Below are 17,838 nucleotides of genomic sequence, written 5' to 3'. Positions count from 1 at the left end.
CAAGGCAGGTCAAGCACCACAGCGCCATGCCGCCTCAAGCCACCGGCACCCCGTAGTAGGCGTTCACAGAGCGCGTGGTTGCGGGATCGCTCCAATTCCAGTTGCTCTCGTCGGCATATTTGGGGGCGCCACGGAGCTGGTCCTGGGTGATGCCGGTGACGTAGCCGCCGAGGTTGTTGTCGTATTTCAGCGCCCGCCAGGGCAGCGGATAGTGATCGTCGCCGATGCCGAGCAGGCCCCCGAAGCTGAGCACTGCGTACGACACCTTGCCGCTCACCTTATCGATCATGACGCGCTCGATATAGCCGGCCTTTTCCCCATCGGCCCCGTACACGTTCGTGCCCTCGACCTTGTCGCTTCCGATCAGGCTGAACGTCTCGCGATCTTCCATGGCCATGTTGACCTCCTCAATTCTGTCTTGCGCAGTCAACCGGACCACGATGGCTTCGTTCCAGGCGGACGCCGCGGCGGGCGAGGCGCCAGCCGGTCACTTACACCATCGCTGCGGCGATCAACGCAAAGTCGCGCAGGCGACGCACAGCCGTCGCGCCAGCCGTCGAGAGGTTATCGCTTCGCGTAGCTGCACTGCGACAGCGGTTCGGACGGCCGAAAGTGGACGACCTCTGCCGGAGCGCGAAGCGCTGCGGTTGACTGGATCCACGGACCTACGCGTCGGCGAACGACGTGAGAGCCAGTTCACACGCCTCGCCAGCGACGTTCGCTACGATGCCCGTGCCCGCTCAATCCTGAAAGGATCGAAAAGATGGACGCAGAGGCAAGAAACCCCTGCCGTCCGCTCGAACGCCGAGGTCGACGAGTTCAAGCTCGTCGATATCTTCTGCGGCCTGGGACTGCTGCTCTCCCTCGTCGCCGCGCTGAGCTACGGCGTGGATCTGGCAGCCTCCTTCTGAACGGGCGCTGCGACGCAGGACTAAGAAGCGTTCGCCCGTGCGCGTTCGCGCGCCTCGCGTCGACGCTCACGACGCTCGTGTCGACGTCTCGCCCGCTCGGCGGGCTGCGGCAGCGGAGGCACTGGCGCATCGACCATTTTCGCCGGCACCGTCTCCATTGCCTGGTCAGCGCGCGGGCGTGCTTCCATGGATTCCAGGACGAGGCGTCCCTCGGCGGTGATCTTCCAGCCGCCGTCTTTGCGCGTCACGAGGCCTTGCGAGAAGATGTCGAGGTCCGGCACGCGGGCAGCCAACCGCTTGGTGCGGTCGGCCCAGTCCGGGCCGCTGGTTGCCAGGATGGCCATGTCACGCTTGAGGTCGGCCATCACGGCAAATCCATCCGGGTAGCTCACCAGGATCTTGAGCACGGTGACCTGGAAATTCACCTCCGCTTCCTCGGCCGGTCAGCGCCACATGGTCGGCGCTTGCGAGAGAGCTTGGCGACCGACCTGCTTGAGATGGTCTGGAGATATGTCGCCTCTGGTCGCGGCTTCCAGGATTTTCGACGCCACGTGGGTACGGGCACCGGTCTCGGTCCGGGAAACGTTTTCGCAGACCTCGTCCAGCACAGCGCGCAAAAAGCGCGGTGGTAGCAGGATCGAACATGGGGGACCCCAATAGAAAGAACTATCGTGACGCAATCACTTCGTCGTCGAATTGAAGCATGTTAATAATCTTTTGACTCTACATCCCGGCTCGGACTTGGCAATAGCAGAGCGACCAACAGGCGACGGGCGAGAAAGGCAGCCTTGGCTATCGGTGCGTGAGCGGCTCCGCGGCCGAAATTACACACGGCCGCAGCTATTTTCCGGTCTTCCTGTTCGTGGAAGTAAGCCACTCGGCCATGCATGACGCGCTTTCGGCGCGTCTTGCACGGCGCAGCAACTCGTCCCGCTCTCTGCCGGGTGGCAACTTCCGAGCGTGATCGCGATCGTTCCTGGCTTGCCGCGCGAGGCGCACTTCCAGTGGTACGGTCTGCTTGAAGCGTCGCCGCCTTTTCATCGGCTGCTCCATCGGTTGCCGGATCATGATGTGCTCGCCTGAACGTCCGAAAAGCGCGGCCGTCGTGACCGGCGCTCGACCGGAGTCCCGCTCTCTGTCCGGCGACGCGGCGCCGGTGATCTGGTGGCCTGCCAGGCGACCGCCTCGTGCTGAAGCTTTCGCGCCCACTTTTGCTCCAGCGTCTCGATGACGTGACGCGGCAAATTGAGTACTTCCATGGCTTCCCTCCTAAGCAGCTGCGCATTCCGCGATGGACCGCAGGCGCATCGGCTTGCCGCCGGGCGGGTGCCGCGGGCTTTCGTCGAGCGCGCAGAGCGCTTCCAGGATCTCGTCGATGGTCACGGGCGCCTTCAGCCCTTCAGGGGCTCGGAGCGACGGACAGGATGCGATCGCGGAAGCGTCGGAAGCCCATGAAGCCAGGATGGCGCGCTTCTCGGAAAGGCCGAGGCCCGGATGAGCGACCACGTCCCGCGGATGCTCGAACGCCGTGCCGGGATGAAGGAAAGAGTTGAAATCGACAATGTTGTCGTCGGGCGCGGTCGTCGGCCGCATGGTTGCCTCCTGATCTAGGACGAGTTGCAGTGTCCGCCGCGCGGGGCCCGCGCGGCGGCGAGGTCCAATTCCTGACCGGTCAGGCGGCCCGGGATTCGATCTGGGTCACGTTGCTCGGGGCGGCGCCGCTGATCGCGATCCGGCGCGGCTTCATCGCCTCGGGAATCTCCCGCTGCAGCTCGATGATGAGCAGACCGTTTTCGAAGCGGGCGCCCTTGACCTCGACGTGGTCGGCGAGCGTGAACTGGCGCTTGAAATTGCGCGCCGAGATGCCGCGATGCAGGAAAGTCTTCCCTTCCTTGTCGCTCTTACGGCCCTCGAGGGTCAGGACGTTCTGCTCGACCGTCAGCGCGACTTCGTCCGGGGTGAACCCGGCGAGCGCCACCGAGATCTGGAAGCGGTTCTCGTCGAGACGTTCGATGTTGTAGGGGGGATAGCTCTCTTCGGCGGTCCGCTGGACCTCGTCGAGGACGTCAAAAAGGCGGTCGAAACCGATGGTCGACCTCCAGAGGGGAGTCCAATCATACCTCATATCCAAATCCTCCTTGGAGCAAGATGGGTACGAGCAGGCTCCGGACACCGTCCGGGCGCCCGACTCAATCGCGGGACCCGAGGGCATCCCGATCGCCGTGATGGCGACGCCAAAAAAATTTGGAAGGCCGGAAATAGTTTCAAGAGGCGGCTGAAATTTTTTTTGGCAGAGGCTCGCCTGGTTAACACTTGTTTTTGCGCACAGCGCCCCAGCCTCGCGTGCGCTCGAGGGCCGCCTGCAGCCGCGCCCGCTCTTTGTCCCAACGGGCGTTCTCGGCCTCCAACTTCTTATCGATGGCCTCGCATTCGGCCTCGATCGCGGCGGTCGCCGAGATGCTCGGCTCGATCGGTGACACCTGCCCGAAACATTCCGCAGATTACGGCTGCCGCGATGGGCAGCGCAGAACCTCGTGCCGCGTTCCAGGTCGGCGAGATCCCGCTTGCGCGGACACCGTGGATGCGCGGCGCACAAGCTGCTTGGCGGTGCTCACCTCACTTTTAACCCCGTCAAGCTCGCCGCGGAGTCTTTCGAGGTTTTCGCGAAGCTCCCGCCGAGGCCCAGCGCTTCAATCGTACACCGGCTTTCGCTTCTCTGGGCGCGAGCGCGTGATACGGCTATTGCAGCGCGGTGCAATAGATCGGCCGGGTCTTTCCGGTCGGTACGCGTCGCGCTGCCAAAGAGCAGCAGGAAGAGAGCCCGTACCATGCCTCGGCACGTTTGGCCGCGCCGCCAACCGTGATGGCCTCGCCGGCTGGCGTAGAGCCGAATCATTTCCATGGTCGGCCTCGCGTTGTCAGCAAGATTTCGAATTCAGAAGAGCGGCCGCCGACTTGGTCGCGTCTTGCGGAGGTTCCGGCTACCGACGCCTGACTCGGTCAGATTTCACACGGACATATCGAGCTTACTGCCGTTGGCAAATAGCACTCCCGTCCGGGTTCCCCGCCAGCTCTTCGCAAAGGAGTGCTCCGGCTTCTTGCCTTCCATCGGAACATTTCCGGTCAGCTTCGTTTGTGAATCAAAAAGGGTTTGGTTCTGCAACGTCTCTGGAGGCTTGAACTTCGCATGCAACTCATGGAAGCCGAGTCCGTCGCCCAATTGCCGCGCGGAGCGCAATGGCAATATGAGCCGAAGTGGGATGGTTTCCGCTGTCTTTTGATCCGCGACGGCAGCCGGGTTAGCATGCAATCCAAAGGCGGTCGTGATCTTGTTCGCTACTTCCCGGAGGTTGCTGCCGCCGCTTCATCTTTAAGCCCGAAGACGCTAAGCCTTGATGGCGAATTGATCATTGAACTGGACGACGGCTATTCGTTTGACGCATTGCTTCAGCGTATCCACCCGGCGCCGAGCCGGATTAAGCGCCTCGCCGCGGAGACGCCCGCAATCTTTATGGCCTTTGACCTGTTGCGGTCCGGCAAGAGAGATCTTTCGGCCCTGTCACTTTTGAAGCGCCGTGCCGCTCTCGAAAAGCTTGGGCGACAAGCTTTCGAGGTCGGGGGTGTCTTCCGGCTGTCGCCGGCAAGCCGGAACTTTGCCGACGCGGTTGCCTGGCTCAGTACCGTGAATGAAGACCATGACGGCGTCGTCGCCAAGCGCCTCGATCTGCCCTATCGAGGCGGTACCCGAGACGGCATGCAGAAGATCAAGCATCTTCGGTCGGCCGATTGCATCGTCGGTGGGTTTCGTTACGCCGAGCAGAAGCAGGGCAAGCACAAGGTGGTTGGCTCGTTATTGCTTGGGCTCTACGACAAGGACGGCCTTCTGCACCATGTCGGATTTACGTCCGGCATCCGATCATCCGATCGACTGGCTCTGACCGAGCGCCTTGAGAAAATCGTCAGCTCGCAGAGCTTCACCGGCAACACACCCGGCGGCTCAAGCCGGTGGTCGACCAAGCGATCGGCTGAATGGAACGCCGTGCGACCGACTTACGTCGTTGAAGTGTCCTTCGACCATGTGACGGGCGACCGGTTTCGGCATGGCACGAAGATCGTCCGCTGGCGTCCGGACAAGAAGCCTTCGCAATGTCGCATGGATCAGCTTCGGCAGAAAGCAGCGAAGCGGCCGTTGAAGGCCACCGGATAACACAATTTGAGGACGGCTTGAGGGCGGAACGGCTCGCGGCCGCTTTCGAAAATTTCAGGCCAGGACATCTCGTCAACGTCCTGGCGTTGCTTGGTCAGTGGAGCCTTAGGACTGGCCGCCCTTGCGTCCGGCTTCGCTGGCCTTTTCGCGGTCATTGGCGAAGTTGCCCGGATTGTCGGTCGAGCTGCCGCCCTGCTGGCCGGGCTTGTTTCCAGCCTGCGTCTGCTGTCCCTGCTGGCCGTGGCTCTGGCCACCCTTCTTGCCGGCTTCCGATGCGCGCTGCGGATTGTTGGCGAAATTTCCGGAGCCACCACGTTGTTCGTCTGCCATCAATTTTCTCCTTGTTTGTTGCCCGGCCCATGAAGGCTAATGGCGAGATCAGCAGCTCGTTCCTGGAAGAAGGATTAAGGTTGGTCAGAGGTTGCTGGTTGCGCGTTCGCCTGTCGCAGGGCTTCGATGCCTGTGACATTATTCATCAGCGCAATCTCGCCTTCCCTCAAGCAAATCCATCACGATGGCCTCGAAGTCGCTGCCAAGGGCGGGCGCCCAACATCAGACAGCGTCCGAAGGCGTCACGCTTGTCTTCAACGAGATACATGTCTTGTTCGTTATGTTGAGGGACGATTGACGACATCACCAACTCCTCCGACACACAGCAAGGCACGGCGACTACACGCAGAAGCAAAGCTCCGGCAGTTACCGTGGCATGGCCGGGATCGCCCTTCATCTGCTTACTGTTCGGTCTGTTCGACGGCGGCCGGCATCTTGGCGACTGACATCAGGGACCGTGCGACCTGGTTGAGCAATTGGTCGGCGTTTTCTTCTTCCGCCAGCGATTTCGAGAGGAGGCTGACGATGGCGCTATGGCGTAGCTGCTGGGCGAGGTTGCGCGCCGTCGTGTAGCCGGCAATCTCGTAATGTTCGACCCGCTGCGCCGCACCGATCAGGGAGAGGTCCGCCGCGGCATCTTCCTTCTCTTCGCCTTCGGCCATGACTTCCTGACCTTCTTCGATAAGACCCATCATGCCCTTGCAGGGCTTGGCGCGTGCGGACTTGCCGAGCAGTTCAAAGCAGTCATTTATGCGTTCGATCTGGGTTTCGGTCTCGCCGAGATGCCGTTCGAACAGTTCGCGCAACTGGTCGAAACGCGCGGCTTCCGCCATCTTGGGAAGCGCTTTCGTCAACTGTTTCTCGGCGTGCAGAATATCGCGGAGCTCATCGATGAGCAGATCGCCAAGACCGGCCTCGTCGACCGGCGGTGAGCTCTCGGTGACGATAGTCGACGCGGGACCGGGATCTCCGGCCTGGATTGCCGGCGATTCCGTGAAGACCCATTCGCCGCCCTCGTTCCAGGGCCCGCGGGTGTCGATCTCGCCATGATCGCCGGTGCCCGTGGATTCGTTGAAGAACTGATCAACGAGGCCCGGGGTTGGCGCAAGGCGGCCAATGCTGAAGGCCGGCTTGCTCATGCTCTCGAGGGCCAGCGAGAATGCCTTCATGTGGGTAATTTCGCGGGTCATGAGGAACTGCAAGGCGTCCTTGGTGCCGGCGTCGTCGGTAAAACTGATCAGGCGTTCGTAGACGATCTTGGCCCGCGCCTCGGCGGCAATATTGCTGCGCAGATCAACATCGAGTTCGCCGGTGACCTTGAGGTAGTCGGCGGTCCACGCGTTGCCTTGGGAGTTGAAGAGGTTCACTCCGCCGCCACCTGCGATCGCGATCAGTGGATCGGCCTCGGCCGCCTGGCGATCGAACTTCGCCGGTTTGAGATGCATGCGTGCCAACGTACCGACGACTTCCAGATGGCTCAGCTCTTCCGTGCCAATGTCCATCAGGAGGTCCTTGCGATCGGGATCCTCGCAGTTGAGGCCTTGGATCGAATATTGCATGGCGGCCGCGAGTTCGCCGTTGGCGCCGCCGAACTGTTCAAGAAGCATATTGCCAAAACGCGGGTCCGGCTCGTCGACGCGGACGGTGAACATCAACTTCTTGACGTGGTGATACATGGAAGAGCCTCGGGCTTGAAGGGAGTCAACCCCGAACGGCCTGGCGCTGCGGTCGTTCCTATCAAGGCGAAGTGTCGCTGTGGCGAGTCCAAGGTTGGTCGCGCCAATTCGTTGCTCGGATTCGGCTTCCCGATTTATCGGCCAAAACGATCCGCACCTCATGCTTGCAGGAACGGATGGTTGCCCAGCACATTCATTGTGCGGGAGGCCTTCCGGAGGAGGATCAAATGGACAGCGAAGACGCCTTGGCGAAAGTGAAGGACGTTTCGGAAGGCGTGCGTGAGACCGCCCGCACGGTGCGGCAAAGCCTGGAAGAAGGGCAGTCGCCAGGCCAGGCGCTCGCAATGTGGCGCGAGAGGTCCCGCTGCCCTCGCTGCTCGTCGCCTTCATAGTGGGCTGCCTGATCGCGCGTCGTTAGCCGGGAATATCGCGGTCAATCGCAAGATCATCGAGCAGCGGCGAAGAGCCTCCGGCAAGCAATGCCGCCAGAAGTTCCGCCGCGAGGAAGCTGAAGGTAATGCCGTTGCCACCATAGCCAAAGGCGGCGAAGATATTCTTGCAGCCGGGCACCGCGCCGATCAACGGCAGGCCGTCACGGGTGGTATCGAAAGCGCCCGACCAGCTGAAGTCGACCCGGTCCGACGCCTGCGGCCAAAGTACATTCAAATAATCCTTGAGCGCATCAACCTTTGCCGGCGTGGCGTCATTACGAGCTTCAGGCTCGATCAGCGCATGATCATCCTCGCCACCAAGGATGATGCGGCCATCAGCAGTGGTCCTCGCATAATGGTAGTTCCGGCTCGCTTCCCAGATCAGCACCTGCTCTGGCCACAGATTGCCTGGCTGCCGCCGGGTCGCAATGGCCCAGCTGGAAGCTGGCTGGGCTGTGGGCTTCACGATGTCCGGTATCACATAGCCGGTCGCGAGGACGACACGGCACGCATCGATTGAAAGCCCGCTTTCAATGCCGACGGTTACGCTCTGGGCCGCGCTATCAAAGGCAACCGCATTGGCCTTTAGAAGGCGGGCACCGCGCCGAAGGGAGATATCAAGCAGACTATGCGTGAGCAACACCGGATCGGCATCAGCCGCGTCCCTTGACAAAAGGGCGCCCGCCCGCGCGGTGCCGAAGCGCTTCAGCAGCGCGGCATGATCGAGATAGAGGGATGGCAGATCGGCGCGGCTCCTCAGCGCATATTCATCCTGAACAAGTTTCGGACTGTCATCGACGGCGAGATAGAGCGAAAGACGTGGCCGCATCTCGCAGGCAATTCCATGCTGCGCAATCAGGGACAGCAGATCTCGCGCGGCGTGGTGGCTGGCCCGATAGCAACGCACCGCCTTCTCGAAGGCATAGAGCTGCGCGAGTTCGAACAGCGGCCGATCGATTTCCCAGAGCAGCATGGCGGTGCTGGCCACCGTGCTGCCGAGGCTGGGAAGCTCGCGATCGATAATGACAACCTGGTGGCCTTGCCTTGTCAGGCGCTCAGCCACCAGCGCGCCGGTGATGCCGGCGCCGATGATCAGAGCCTCGCAACGAAAGCTGTCAGTGATCGGTTCAATCGGCGGCGGCGGCAGGACAGCCCACGGTGTGCGCCGGCTGCGCAGATCGTCCTGCTCGATGTCATCGTCCCTCAAGGTGGAACGCTCCCTGAGCCTTGATCAGATCTCGCTATACCTTCACCGGGCGCAAAGCCGACACGGCCGGAGCATTGATCGGCTGCCCGTTGGGGGCAAAGATCGAACCGTGACACGGACAGTCCCAGCAGCTCTCAAAGCTGTTCCAGTGCAGATGACAGCCAATATGGGTGCAACTGGCTGAATGAAGATGCAGTTCGCCGGCCTTGTCCTTGTAGGCGGCGATCTTTTCGAGTCCCCGCCGCAGGATAGCGCCGTCGCCCGGCTCAAGCTCTTCGAGCGAAGCGATTTCACCCGGTGCCACGTACTCCGCGAGATTTTGCAGGATCGTCATGTTCTCGCGCAGGAAGTTCCGCGCCGCTGTGAGCGGCCTGCGATCCGGCGCATAGACAGACTTCCACGGATGATCTTCGCCTAGAATGAGCGCCGTGTTCAGCATCGCGCCCATCACGCCATGAGTCAGACCCTGGCCTGAATCTCCCATCGCGAGGCAGATGCGCTCGCTGCCGGGCTCGCGGCCGATGAAGCCGGCAAAGTCGATCGTGTCGAGAACCTGGCCCGACCAGCGATGGGTGATGCGGCCCAAAGCCGGGATCAGGTCGCGTGCCCAGCTTTCCAGCCGGGCAACGCGTTGGTCGGCGTCGTTGGCCTCGCCGCTTTTATGGTCTTCGCCGCCGACAAGAACAGAATCATGATCGTCCGAGCCGGTTTGCAGCCGCACATAGTGGTAGGGATCTTCGGTGTCCCAATAGAGCGCATCGGGAAGTTCGCCCCGTGCGATGGCAAACGCGACCACGTAAGTACGATAGGGGGCCACCTTCATGTGCAATTGAAAGCGATCGGCGATAGAGGCGTTGGTCGCGATCACCGCATGCGCGGCCGCGATCTGCCCTTGAGAGGTTCGCAGCGTGACAGCGCCGTCCTTCTCGGCAACTTCTTCCACCGAGCTGTTGGCAAAGAAACGAACGCCGCCGCTCGCGCAAGCGGCGGCAAGTCCCCTGAGGTATTTGAGGGGATGGAATCTTGCCTGGCGCGGATACCGAAGGACGTGCCGGTTCTCGCAGCCTTTGAGCGGTACGCCGACCAGCCGGTGAACGGGCGCGCCCACCTCGCGTAGCGCTTCCAGCTCCTCATCGAATATATCGGCCGGCATGCCGTTGCCTTGAAACAGATAGCCGTCGAGGCGAAGAAAGTCGCAGGCGATCTTCTCGCTGGCCTGAATCTCCTCGATCCGATCGACGGCAGCGGCTTGACTTTCGTAGAACAGCTTGGCGGCATCGGCGCCGCGCAGTTTTCTGAATTCGCTCATTAGATCATCGCAGAGCGGCGCAAGATGCGCCGACGTACGCGCCGTCATACCGCTTGCGATGCCTTTGCGATCAATGACGATAACCGATAAGCCGCGCTTCATGACTTCGTAGGCCGTCGAGAGCCCGGCGATGCCGGAGCCGACCACGGCGACATCGCAATGCACATCGCCTTTGAGCGCACCCGCATCCGGCAGGATTTCGGTCTCCATCCAGAGCGAGGTGCTGACCATCCTGAACTCCATGCAAAGAGGCAAAACGCGGGCTGTTGACGCGGGTTCCTGCGGACGCATGGGACGCCACCTCCCGCCTGTCTTCACGGATGATCGGTGCGCAACAGCCTGTTGGGCCGCGAGGAACAAAGCCGTTTCGCCGAAGTTCGCTTTGAGTTCGAGGAGCGACGTCATGGGACTATTCACCAAAGACATCAAGACGATGGATGACCTGCTGCTGCACGGTCTGCAGGACATCTATTATGCCGAGCAGCAGATCACCAAAACCCTGCCGAAAATGATCGATAAGGCCACGAACCGTGATCTGGCCACAGGCCTCAAAAGTCATCTCGAGGAAACCAACAAGCAGATCGAGCGTCTTGAGAAGGTCTTCGAGAAACTTGGCCAATCGCCAAGCGGCACGCAATGTCCGGCAATCGACGGGATCATCAAGGAAGCCGACGAGACGGCCGGTGAGATCGAAGACCAGACGGTGCTGGATGCGGCGATCGTCGCCAACGCGCAGGCCGTTGAGCATTACGAGATTTGCCGCTATGGCACGCTGATCGCTTGGGCGGAGGAGCTCGGCCACGACGATATCGTACGCTTCCTGACCACGAACCTGAACGAAGAGAAGGCGGCGAACAGCAAGCTGAACACAGTTGCATTGCGCAAGGGTGTCAACAAGAAGGCTTCCACCGCCGCCTGAGCCGGCAGAGCCTGGCGGACCGATTTTTCGTCAGGCCCGTTACTCCTTTCAAGGCTCAAGTCATCCGCCATGACCAACCTGACAAAACTGCCGAGCTGGGCCGACGATGACAATATCTTTGCCGTGGTTGAGACCCCGCGCGGCAGCTCGTGTAAGCTCGATTTCGATCCGAAACTCGGTGACTTTGCCTTGGCGAAGCCGCTGATGGCAGGCCTGACTTACCCTTACGATTGGGGGTTCATTCCCTCCACCAAGGCCGAGGATGGCGATCCGCTGGATGTGTTGATCCTGCATGATGCGCAGACCTATCCCGGCGTCGTGCTGCGCTGCCGCCCGATCGGCATTCTCGAAGTCGAGCAAAAGAAAAAGGGCAAGACCGAGCGCAACGACCGCATTTTTGCAGTGCCTGACCGGTCACCGCTCGAACCGGATCTCAAGGATGTCCGCAATCTTCCGTCCCACGCGCGCGATGATCTCGAACAGTTCTTTCGGGCGACGAATGCGCTGGAGAACAAGGGGTTGAAGTTTCTCGGATGGCATGGCCCGAGCCGGGCGGCCAAAACCATTAAGCGGCTGGCCCGCTGAATCGCGCTTGAACCAGGACAAGGACCCTTTGCGACGAGTCATCGCCTGACCAGAGCTTGCATTTTGCTCGACAAGCCGCCGGGTGGCTACGCTGATCCGCAGTGTGGCAACAATTTTCGGGATTATTTGCGGTTCAAGCTGACGGGCTGTCGCCTCCACCGACCATCCAGTCCTCGATATACCTTCTTCGTCTTCCTCGGTGCTAAGCCGCCGACCGCGTCGGCCGGCCTGGCCGGATGTCTGGTGCTTGAGCCGAATTCTGGAGCGGCGCATCGATCGAGGTTCTCCAAGCTATCAAGCGTGAAGTACCTGGCAGCGTTCCTATGCGGGCACCTCGTTCAGTGCATCCTATGCCGGATGCTCGGAACCGTGCGTTGGAACTTGCCCGCGCCATCAAGATTGTCGATGCGTTGAATGGGAGAGCCAGACGGCGCCGCCGAAGTCATGCTTCTCAGGTTGGCATAAGCAGCGTCTTTTATCGTCCTCACACGGAAAGAGAAAAACCCATGGCAAAGAAAGCCAAGAAGAAACGTCGCTACTCGACGAGCTCGGGCTCGGACGTCAAGAGCGAGATGCGACGGTACAAGAAGGGGACGGCCAAAAGTGGCCGTGGCGGAAAGGGCGGCAAGGTAAAAAGCAAGAAGCAGGCGATCGCGATCGGTCTTTCCAAGGCCCGCAAAAAAGGCAAGAAAGTCCCCAAGAAAAAGAAGTAATGGAGCCGATGTACGGTCACTGCGCTGTGACGCGTACACCTCCGCCACGTGCACCGGCACTCGGCCTAAAACTTCAGGGTAGTGCGTAGGCCAAGCACGGTTGCGTTATGTAGAACTTTGCCGGGCACTGCACTGGAAGGGCTGGTGGCACCTCCGCCCGGATGGATGATGTATTGCAGGTTGGGCTGCAAGGTCCACCCGTCCCTGATCTGATATTGATACACGGCTGTCAGAAGGCCTTCGAAACTTCGCATCGGCCAGGTTGGATCGACGAATGTGCGGTAGTCCGCATCCAGCGTCTGTGCGCGTTTGGATACATGCGCGTAGCCGGCCGCGATTCCGAACTTGTCGTCTGGACGGCTGTCGTTGAGACCAATGAATTCGATGCCGGCGTCGGCGTAGCGATCGATCAGATTGCGGTCGGCGGGCGCGCCCGAGACTCGCGCAAAAATGCCGATGCCGCGATCATCGCTTTTCGGCACGCGATAGAGCTTCTGCTCAAACACCATCCATCCCCCAACATCACCGGAGAGGAGCAAGGGCTCACCGCTGCTGGCGGGCGAAGCCAGCGAGACACCATTGGAGGCCAATCTCTGATCGGCGAAAGAACCAAAATGGCGCCAGCCGCCGAACTTGATTTGGCCGGCGGGATCGGGATCACCCTTTTTGTTGTTCCAGGCGTATTGGATCTGACCTAGCAGGAGCGGCGGATCATTGACGCGGAAGTTGACGCCATAACGGTTGCGCTCCTGCGGATCGCCGGGACCAGGCCCGGCTTGGTCGCCATCGAAGATGCCGCCAAGAACCGACAATTGGTCCGTGACGTTGACGTGGAGCCGGGCTCCCATCGCGGCCAAGGGAGGCGATGGCCCGCCGCTCGGCAGATCAAGCGAGGTGATCGCCGGCCAACCCATCGAGGCGTTCGTCAAGACGTCGGTGTATTTGGTGTTGAAGAACTCGCTATCGGCCGCGAGTTGCCCCACCTTGAGCGAGACTTCCTTGTTGCCCCACTGCCTTTCGAAATAGGCCTCGTAAAGACGCGTGGAAGGCAACGACTCGATGCCGCTGACGACGAAATAATTCTGTAGACTGCCGCGCGAGAGGCCGCCGCCATGGATCTGGAACACGTTGGCATGGAATGTCAGCTGATCGAGACCGGCAAGCTTTTGCAGATCAAGGTCGACGGCGAGATTGAGCCGCCCCTCATAGACTGAGCCCTGTTTCAGTCCACCGGAGGGATTGCCCAACACCTCGCCGATATAGGTGGCTGCGAATTCGACGCCGTATTTTTGCAAGGGATTGGGAAGGAGGCCAAGCGTCTTTTCCTCGACGGTACTTTCGCCAGTGTCGGGATCGGCCGGTCTGTCGTCGTCGGTCTTCTTGTCCTCCTGAGCGGCCGCTGTCGCCGCCGCATGCAGCGCGGCGGCAAGAAGCAAATGGCCAAGGCGCCTTTTTGTACGGCTCACAGTCGGGTCCTAATCGACGAGATGCAAGCACATCGAGCCATGTGATCGCTTTGAATTCAAGCCCGTTGACCGCGGCGTCCGCCGTGCGCTCAGAATCTAACCTATGTTAAGAAAGTAGAGAAAGTTCCCGGGACGCGTGCGCTTAGTCATCGACCGACCAACTCGCTAGACTACGCTGCACAGCGCGTCTTCGGCGAGTATAACGCGATAGCCAAATCGACCGCGGCAAGCACAGCGGCAAGCACACAGACACCAGTTTCCCCGCCGGAGACGATCAGCGTATCGACCTGATGGCCATCCAAAAACGCTTCCAGCTTGCCGTTGGCAAAAGTGCAATAGGCCTGCCGGTCGATCACCGCTGCCGGCACAAAGCGGGCCAGAGCCGGCACCAATTCAAGCAACGCCGGATCGAACTTGTCGCCTGTCACACATTCCCATTTCTCGTAGTAGGCCTTCCAGACGCCTCGCGCCTCGGACTTGTTGCGGACCGGAATGAAGCGCGTGAAGACGGTGCGCTGCGGCGCTTGCGCGATCAGCCTGACCGCCTCGGGTAGCGCACGTTCCATCCGGGCCTTGCCCATGGAACGCCCGGTGCCAACAGTCTCTGCATGTCAATACAGAGATAGACGGCATGCGGGCCAGGCGGTGAAAGCGATTGCCCCATGACTAGCGCGACCTTGCGAAGCCGGTCAGCCGCCGCATCAGGCGCCCGAGGACCGTGCCTATCGCCAGACCAGCAACCAGGTCGCTCGCCCAGTGTGCCAGCAACAGGATGCGCGTCGAGACGAGGATGGCACCAACGGCCCAGATGAGGTTTCTCTTGGCCGGCGGGAGTTCGGTCGCGGCGGAAGCAAGGACCCCGACATGCACGGCATGGCCTGACGGAAACACATCCAACGCCTAGCCCGAGAGTGGAATGCCGTACAGATGGCCGCGCACGGTCCGGCGATCGGACCGGACCTGATCAAACTGGGTCTTCAAAAGGTGCGGCAGCCTGACCGCGGCAAGCGTTGTCAGCAAAACATGGTCGCTTGCGCGACGCTGCGCGGGTGGTTTGGAACGCGACCAGAGTCACCATCCGACGGCAAGCGCCGTCAGGACATGGCCATCGGCTGCCCAGGTGATGATCGAAGACAGAGGCCGGGTGTCGCGCGCGATCATGTGCGAGCTCGGCGTCGGCAGTGGATTCGTATCGTCATCGCGAACCTTGACCTCCTGTCCCCGATTGGCCTGCCGCAATCGCCATAAAATAGCGATGGCAAGCGGAACAGGTCGCGGTCTCTCAATCAACAGCCGCGAAAACCGTTCCCGCCGAGGAACTGTGCGCCGGACGGTGGCGTTGAAAGCGTGGGACAGATGACCGGAGGAAAGAGCCATGGGTTTTGGACGAGGCGCATTGCTGTGGTTGCTGGGCATCCCGCTGCCAATCATTCTACTGCTGGCAATCTTATGGCACCATTAAGCTGGCGAGTCCCGTCCCCGGCGGCGCGGGCGCCGCCTATCGCGCATTGAACTCTGACCGGAGAAGTCCTCATTGCTTCTTGACGTAGCAACCAGGACGCTCGTCGGGCAGCCCTGATCCCGAGGAGCACATGGCAAAAGCGGAGGCCGCCAAAAAGCCGGATGAGAAGAATGGCCTCCTCCTGAAACGGCTCGGTCCTGGACTGATTACACGGGCATCGGACGACGATCCCTCCGGCATCGGCACTTACAGCCAGGCGGGCGCGCAACTTGGTTTTGGCATCGGCTGGACTATGCTTCTCAGCTATCCATTGATGGTAGCGATCCAGGAGATTTCGGGCCGGATCGGAAGGGTGACCGGCAATGTCTGTCGCAACTATCCCGGCTGGGTGATCTGGTCGCTGATCAGCCTTCTCTCTATCGCCAACACGATCAATGTGGCCGTCGATATTGGCGCCATGGCGGATGCCGCGAAATTGGTGATTGGTGGCTCGGCGATCGTCTATGTCGTTGCCTTTCGCGGTACTTGCGCAGATCTTCATCGCCTACAAGCGCTATGTCGCGATCCTCAAATGGCTGACGCTGGTGCTTTTTGCCTTTGTGATTGCGCTGGCCGTCGTCAAAGTGCCCTGGGCTGACGCGCTCAAGGGCCTATTCATCCCGAAGATCGAATGGAGCGGCGCCTTTCTCACGATGCTAGTCGCCATTCTCGGTACCACGATCTCGCCTTACCTATTCATCTGGCAATCCTCGCAGGAAGCTGAGGAACAGCGCATCCATCCCGACAAGAAACCGCTCAAGGATGACGCGCGTTCTGAAGAGCGCGAGCTTTGGCACCTCGACACAATGATCGGCATGGCGTTCTCGAACATCATTGCGATCGCGATCATCATCACGACGGCCGCCACGCTGCATCAGCGGGGGGGGTGAGCGATGTGCAGTCATCAGCGCACGCAGCTGCGGCCTTGAAGCCGATTGCGGGGCCTATAGCCGGACTGATTTTTGCGCTCGGCATCATAGGCACGGGTTCGCTCGCCGTTCCGGTGCTGGCCGGATCGACGGCTTATGCCATTGGCGAAGGCTGCAAATGGCCGGTTGGCCTCGCGCGCAAGCCGAAGCGAGCTGCGGCTTTCTATTCGGTGCTTGCCCTTTCGGTCGGCTTCGGCGTTGCGCTGAATTTCACGCCCATCGATCTGATCAAGGTTCTTTACTGGAGTGCGGTCATCAATGGTGTGCTGGCCGCGCCGGTGATGACCATGCTGATGCTGTTGGTCAACCGCCGTAATGTGATGGGCAAGCTTGTGATCGAAGGCTGGCTCTACTGGCTTGGCCGGGCATCCACGGCGGCAATGGCCCTTTGCATCGTCGGCACGGCCGCCAGCATGCTTATGCCGACAACATCCTAAAAGAGAGAAGCAAGGAAGTGTCGTGGACTACGCGTTGCGTTTCATCATCGGCGGCCTTGTGGTCTCCCTGTTTGCGGTTATCGGCGACGTGCTGCGGCCCAAAAGTTTCGCAGGATTGTTTGGCGCCGCGCCCTCCGTGGCGCTTGCTACGCTTGGCTTGGCATTCTGGAAGCATGGCGGCGACTGTGTTGCGATCGAAGGCCGCTCGATGATCCTCGGCTCGATCGCGCTGGCGGCCTATAGCATGATCGTGTGCCAGTTGCTGATGCGGGCCAACTAGTTGGCGCTCAAATCCACCCTCGCCGCTCTCGCGGTCTGGCTTGTGATGGCGGCGGGTCTCAAGCACGTCTTGATCGGGTGACGACCATGATTGTTCATTTCAAACTTGCGGCACTGAAGCTGGGACGACCTCACGAATATATTGTGCGGTTCGCCCTGGGCGGATTGGCGACTGTCGTTGCCGGTCTTGTGGCAGACTAGGCAGGGCCTGAGGCCGGCGGATTGATGCTCGCCTTTCCGGCAATTTTCTGTGCCAGCGCGACCTTGATCGAGAAGCATGAACGGGAGCGTAAGCAACAAAAGGGCCTGCCGGGCGAGCAGCGGGGCAAGGGGGCGGCCGCGCTCGATGCCGCCGGGGCCGGCTGGGGCAGTATCAGCATGGCCGGGTTCGTCCTAGTGATATGGCGGCAGGCACCCGATCTCAATCCAACGCTCTGCCTGGCTGCCGCCTCGCTGATCTGGTTCGCTGTCGCCGTGTGTATGTGGCGGCTGCGGTGGGCATTGCCAAAGACTAGGACTGCTACTCGGTAAAGGTGCCGGATTTCTCATCGGGATTATTGGCAGGATCCGTCCGAGTGAGCTCGCGCTCGGCTTCCAACCAGAACCGATCCTGCTGCCCTTCCGGCTTGCCGGCGACTACCCAAAGCTCGTGAGCTCGCTGACGTATCTGTTCATCCGTCGGCTTTTCCATGCTGTCCTCCCACCATATGATTATGCAGGCGCAACGCGATCGTTGCTTGTGGGTTCCAACTTAGCAACCGATTAGGCGTTCTCCATCCGAGCGAGGCGGATTATGTTTCGCTACTGACAGCAATGCCACGAAAGATCGGCCGCGGATGAGCCGGACATCGACCCTGCCTAAGCGCCTGCAGCCGATGCTCGCGACGCTCATCGATGCGGCGTTCGACGACCCCGGCTGGGTCTTTGAGGACAAATTC

Annotated in this window: 18 protein-coding genes and 5 pseudogenes; 9 read left to right on the top strand and 14 right to left on the bottom strand. The window is 60.8% G+C overall.

Annotated elements, in window-relative coordinates:
- Positions 1-34: 34 nt before the first annotated feature.
- On the bottom strand, positions 35-397 hold the full coding sequence (locus tag E2I15_RS01530) for a PRC-barrel domain-containing protein (protein WP_137482926.1): 363 nt from the start codon (positions 395-397) through the stop codon (positions 35-37).
- Between E2I15_RS01530 and E2I15_RS01525 the strand changes: the two genes are divergently transcribed.
- Positions 390-911, top strand: a complete 522-nt coding sequence (locus tag E2I15_RS01525; RefSeq protein WP_137482927.1) for a hypothetical protein — start codon at positions 390-392, stop codon at positions 909-911. The genes E2I15_RS01530 and E2I15_RS01525 overlap by 8 nt on opposite strands.
- A gap of 20 nt (positions 912-931) precedes the next feature.
- Here the strand turns inward: E2I15_RS01525 and E2I15_RS01520 are convergent, their stop codons facing one another.
- The 5 genes and pseudogenes from E2I15_RS01520 to E2I15_RS01505 all read right to left on the bottom strand — a co-directional run bounded on the left by E2I15_RS01520 (position 932) and on the right by E2I15_RS01505 (position 3,391).
- Complete coding sequence (locus E2I15_RS01520) at positions 932-1,336, bottom strand: hypothetical protein (protein ID WP_137482928.1); 405 nt, start codon at positions 1,334-1,336, stop codon at positions 932-934.
- 18 nt (positions 1,337-1,354) lie between these two features.
- Positions 1,355-1,556 (bottom strand): annotated as a pseudogene (locus E2I15_RS39070) (hypothetical protein).
- A 624-nt stretch (positions 1,557-2,180) separates the two neighbouring features.
- Positions 2,181-2,504: a hypothetical protein gene (locus tag E2I15_RS01515; protein ID WP_137482929.1), complete on the bottom strand. Its 324-nt coding sequence runs from the start codon at positions 2,502-2,504 to the stop codon at positions 2,181-2,183.
- A 79-nt stretch (positions 2,505-2,583) separates the two neighbouring features.
- The gene (locus E2I15_RS01510) at positions 2,584-3,036 is read right to left on the bottom strand and encodes an Hsp20 family protein (RefSeq protein WP_137482989.1); all 453 of its coding nucleotides are present in this window, start codon (positions 3,034-3,036) and stop codon (positions 2,584-2,586) included.
- Between the two features lie 181 nt (positions 3,037-3,217).
- Positions 3,218-3,391 (bottom strand): hypothetical protein, encoded by a 174-nt coding sequence (locus tag E2I15_RS01505; RefSeq protein WP_155262169.1) that lies wholly within the window; start codon positions 3,389-3,391, stop codon positions 3,218-3,220.
- A 707-nt stretch (positions 3,392-4,098) separates the two neighbouring features.
- Between E2I15_RS01505 and E2I15_RS01500 the strand changes: the two genes are divergently transcribed.
- Positions 4,099-5,118: an ATP-dependent DNA ligase gene (locus tag E2I15_RS01500; RefSeq protein WP_137482930.1), complete on the top strand. Its 1,020-nt coding sequence runs from the start codon at positions 4,099-4,101 to the stop codon at positions 5,116-5,118.
- A gap of 105 nt (positions 5,119-5,223) precedes the next feature.
- Here the strand turns inward: E2I15_RS01500 and E2I15_RS01495 are convergent, their stop codons facing one another.
- The 4 genes from E2I15_RS01495 to E2I15_RS01480 all read right to left on the bottom strand — a co-directional run bounded on the left by E2I15_RS01495 (position 5,224) and on the right by E2I15_RS01480 (position 10,302).
- Positions 5,224-5,448, bottom strand: coding sequence for a KGG domain-containing protein (locus E2I15_RS01495; protein ID WP_137482931.1), 225 nt, complete (start codon positions 5,446-5,448; stop codon positions 5,224-5,226).
- Between the two features lie 401 nt (positions 5,449-5,849).
- A complete protein-coding gene (locus tag E2I15_RS01490; protein ID WP_137482932.1) occupies positions 5,850-7,124 on the bottom strand; it encodes a DUF892 family protein in 1,275 nt (424 codons plus the stop codon).
- Between the two features lie 414 nt (positions 7,125-7,538).
- Complete coding sequence (locus tag E2I15_RS01485) at positions 7,539-8,621, bottom strand: NAD(P)/FAD-dependent oxidoreductase (RefSeq protein WP_246668370.1); 1,083 nt, start codon at positions 8,619-8,621, stop codon at positions 7,539-7,541.
- 175 nt (positions 8,622-8,796) lie between these two features.
- The gene (locus E2I15_RS01480; protein ID WP_137482933.1) at positions 8,797-10,302 is read right to left on the bottom strand and encodes an FAD-dependent oxidoreductase; all 1,506 of its coding nucleotides are present in this window, start codon (positions 10,300-10,302) and stop codon (positions 8,797-8,799) included.
- Positions 10,303-10,474: 172 nt separating this feature from the next.
- Here E2I15_RS01480 and E2I15_RS01475 point away from each other — a divergent pair, with 172 nt between their 5' ends.
- The 3 genes and pseudogenes from E2I15_RS01475 to E2I15_RS01465 form a co-directional block, all read left to right on the top strand.
- Positions 10,475-10,990 (top strand): YciE/YciF ferroxidase family protein, encoded by a 516-nt coding sequence (locus E2I15_RS01475; RefSeq protein ID WP_137482934.1) that lies wholly within the window; start codon positions 10,475-10,477, stop codon positions 10,988-10,990.
- A gap of 69 nt (positions 10,991-11,059) precedes the next feature.
- The gene (locus E2I15_RS01470; RefSeq protein ID WP_137482935.1) at positions 11,060-11,575 is read left to right on the top strand and encodes an inorganic diphosphatase; all 516 of its coding nucleotides are present in this window, start codon (positions 11,060-11,062) and stop codon (positions 11,573-11,575) included.
- A gap of 506 nt (positions 11,576-12,081) precedes the next feature.
- Positions 12,082-12,279, top strand: a pseudogene (locus E2I15_RS01465) (DUF6496 domain-containing protein); the annotation flags it as partial.
- A gap of 74 nt (positions 12,280-12,353) precedes the next feature.
- Here E2I15_RS01465 and E2I15_RS01460 read toward each other — a convergent pair.
- The 3 genes from E2I15_RS01460 to E2I15_RS38575 all read right to left on the bottom strand — a co-directional run bounded on the left by E2I15_RS01460 (position 12,354) and on the right by E2I15_RS38575 (position 14,645).
- The gene (locus E2I15_RS01460) at positions 12,354-13,754 is read right to left on the bottom strand and encodes a carbohydrate porin (RefSeq protein ID WP_137482937.1); all 1,401 of its coding nucleotides are present in this window, start codon (positions 13,752-13,754) and stop codon (positions 12,354-12,356) included.
- Between the two features lie 170 nt (positions 13,755-13,924).
- The gene (locus E2I15_RS01455) at positions 13,925-14,335 is read right to left on the bottom strand and encodes an isochorismatase family protein (RefSeq protein ID WP_246668361.1); all 411 of its coding nucleotides are present in this window, start codon (positions 14,333-14,335) and stop codon (positions 13,925-13,927) included.
- A gap of 85 nt (positions 14,336-14,420) precedes the next feature.
- Positions 14,421-14,645, bottom strand: a complete 225-nt coding sequence (locus E2I15_RS38575) for a phosphatase PAP2 family protein (RefSeq protein ID WP_170991755.1) — start codon at positions 14,643-14,645, stop codon at positions 14,421-14,423.
- A 701-nt stretch (positions 14,646-15,346) separates the two neighbouring features.
- Between E2I15_RS38575 and E2I15_RS01445 the strand changes: the two are divergent.
- The 3 genes and pseudogenes from E2I15_RS01445 (at position 15,347) to E2I15_RS01435 (ending at position 17,431) form a co-directional block, all read left to right on the top strand.
- A pseudogene (locus E2I15_RS01445) lies at positions 15,347-16,621 on the top strand (NRAMP family divalent metal transporter).
- Between the two features lie 22 nt (positions 16,622-16,643).
- Positions 16,644-16,982, top strand: a pseudogene (locus E2I15_RS01440) (DUF3147 family protein).
- 143 nt (positions 16,983-17,125) lie between these two features.
- Entirely contained in the window at positions 17,126-17,431 is a 306-nt protein-coding gene (locus E2I15_RS01435; RefSeq protein WP_246668362.1) for a hypothetical protein, read from the top strand.
- Here E2I15_RS01435 and E2I15_RS01430 read toward each other — a convergent pair.
- Complete coding sequence (locus E2I15_RS01430; protein ID WP_137482938.1) at positions 17,421-17,591, bottom strand: DUF2934 domain-containing protein; 171 nt, start codon at positions 17,589-17,591, stop codon at positions 17,421-17,423. The two genes, E2I15_RS01435 and E2I15_RS01430, sit on opposite strands and share 11 nt — an antisense overlap.
- Before the next feature lie 145 nt (positions 17,592-17,736).
- Between E2I15_RS01430 and E2I15_RS39060 the strand changes: the two are divergent.
- Positions 17,737-17,838, top strand: a pseudogene (locus tag E2I15_RS39060) (non-homologous end-joining DNA ligase); the annotation flags it as partial.

Source organism: Bradyrhizobium sp. BR2003 (assembly GCF_009720285.1).
Lineage (GTDB): Bacteria > Pseudomonadota > Alphaproteobacteria > Rhizobiales > Xanthobacteraceae > Bradyrhizobium > Bradyrhizobium elkanii.
The sequence above is the reverse complement of the archived record's forward strand: the minus strand, read 5'-3'. Positions and strand labels throughout refer to the sequence as shown.

What these genes read in the sequence shown, in the direction of transcription:
- E2I15_RS01495 (WP_137482931.1), bottom strand. Translation starts at nt 5,448, where the DNA reads ATGGCAGACGAACAACGTGGTGGCTCCGGAAATTTCGCCAACAATCCG.
- E2I15_RS01435 (WP_246668362.1), top strand. Translation starts at nt 17,126, where the DNA reads ATGCTCGCCTTTCCGGCAATTTTCTGTGCCAGCGCGACCTTGATCGAG.
- E2I15_RS01530 (WP_137482926.1), bottom strand. Translation starts at nt 397, where the DNA reads ATGGCCATGGAAGATCGCGAGACGTTCAGCCTGATCGGAAGCGACAAG.
- E2I15_RS01525 (WP_137482927.1), top strand. Translation starts at nt 390, where the DNA reads ATGGCCATGTTGACCTCCTCAATTCTGTCTTGCGCAGTCAACCGGACC.
- E2I15_RS01500 (WP_137482930.1), top strand. Translation starts at nt 4,099, where the DNA reads ATGCAACTCATGGAAGCCGAGTCCGTCGCCCAATTGCCGCGCGGAGCG.
- E2I15_RS01510 (WP_137482989.1), bottom strand. Translation starts at nt 3,036, where the DNA reads ATGAGGTATGATTGGACTCCCCTCTGGAGGTCGACCATCGGTTTCGAC.
- E2I15_RS01480 (WP_137482933.1), bottom strand. Translation starts at nt 10,302, where the DNA reads ATGGTCAGCACCTCGCTCTGGATGGAGACCGAAATCCTGCCGGATGCG.
- E2I15_RS01455 (WP_246668361.1), bottom strand. Translation starts at nt 14,335, where the DNA reads ATGGGCAAGGCCCGGATGGAACGTGCGCTACCCGAGGCGGTCAGGCTG.
- E2I15_RS01475 (WP_137482934.1), top strand. Translation starts at nt 10,475, where the DNA reads ATGGGACTATTCACCAAAGACATCAAGACGATGGATGACCTGCTGCTG.
- E2I15_RS01470 (WP_137482935.1), top strand. Translation starts at nt 11,060, where the DNA reads ATGACCAACCTGACAAAACTGCCGAGCTGGGCCGACGATGACAATATC.
- E2I15_RS01490 (WP_137482932.1), bottom strand. Translation starts at nt 7,124, where the DNA reads ATGTATCACCACGTCAAGAAGTTGATGTTCACCGTCCGCGTCGACGAG.
- E2I15_RS01430 (WP_137482938.1), bottom strand. Translation starts at nt 17,591, where the DNA reads ATGGAAAAGCCGACGGATGAACAGATACGTCAGCGAGCTCACGAGCTT.
- E2I15_RS01515 (WP_137482929.1), bottom strand. Translation starts at nt 2,504, where the DNA reads ATGCGGCCGACGACCGCGCCCGACGACAACATTGTCGATTTCAACTCT.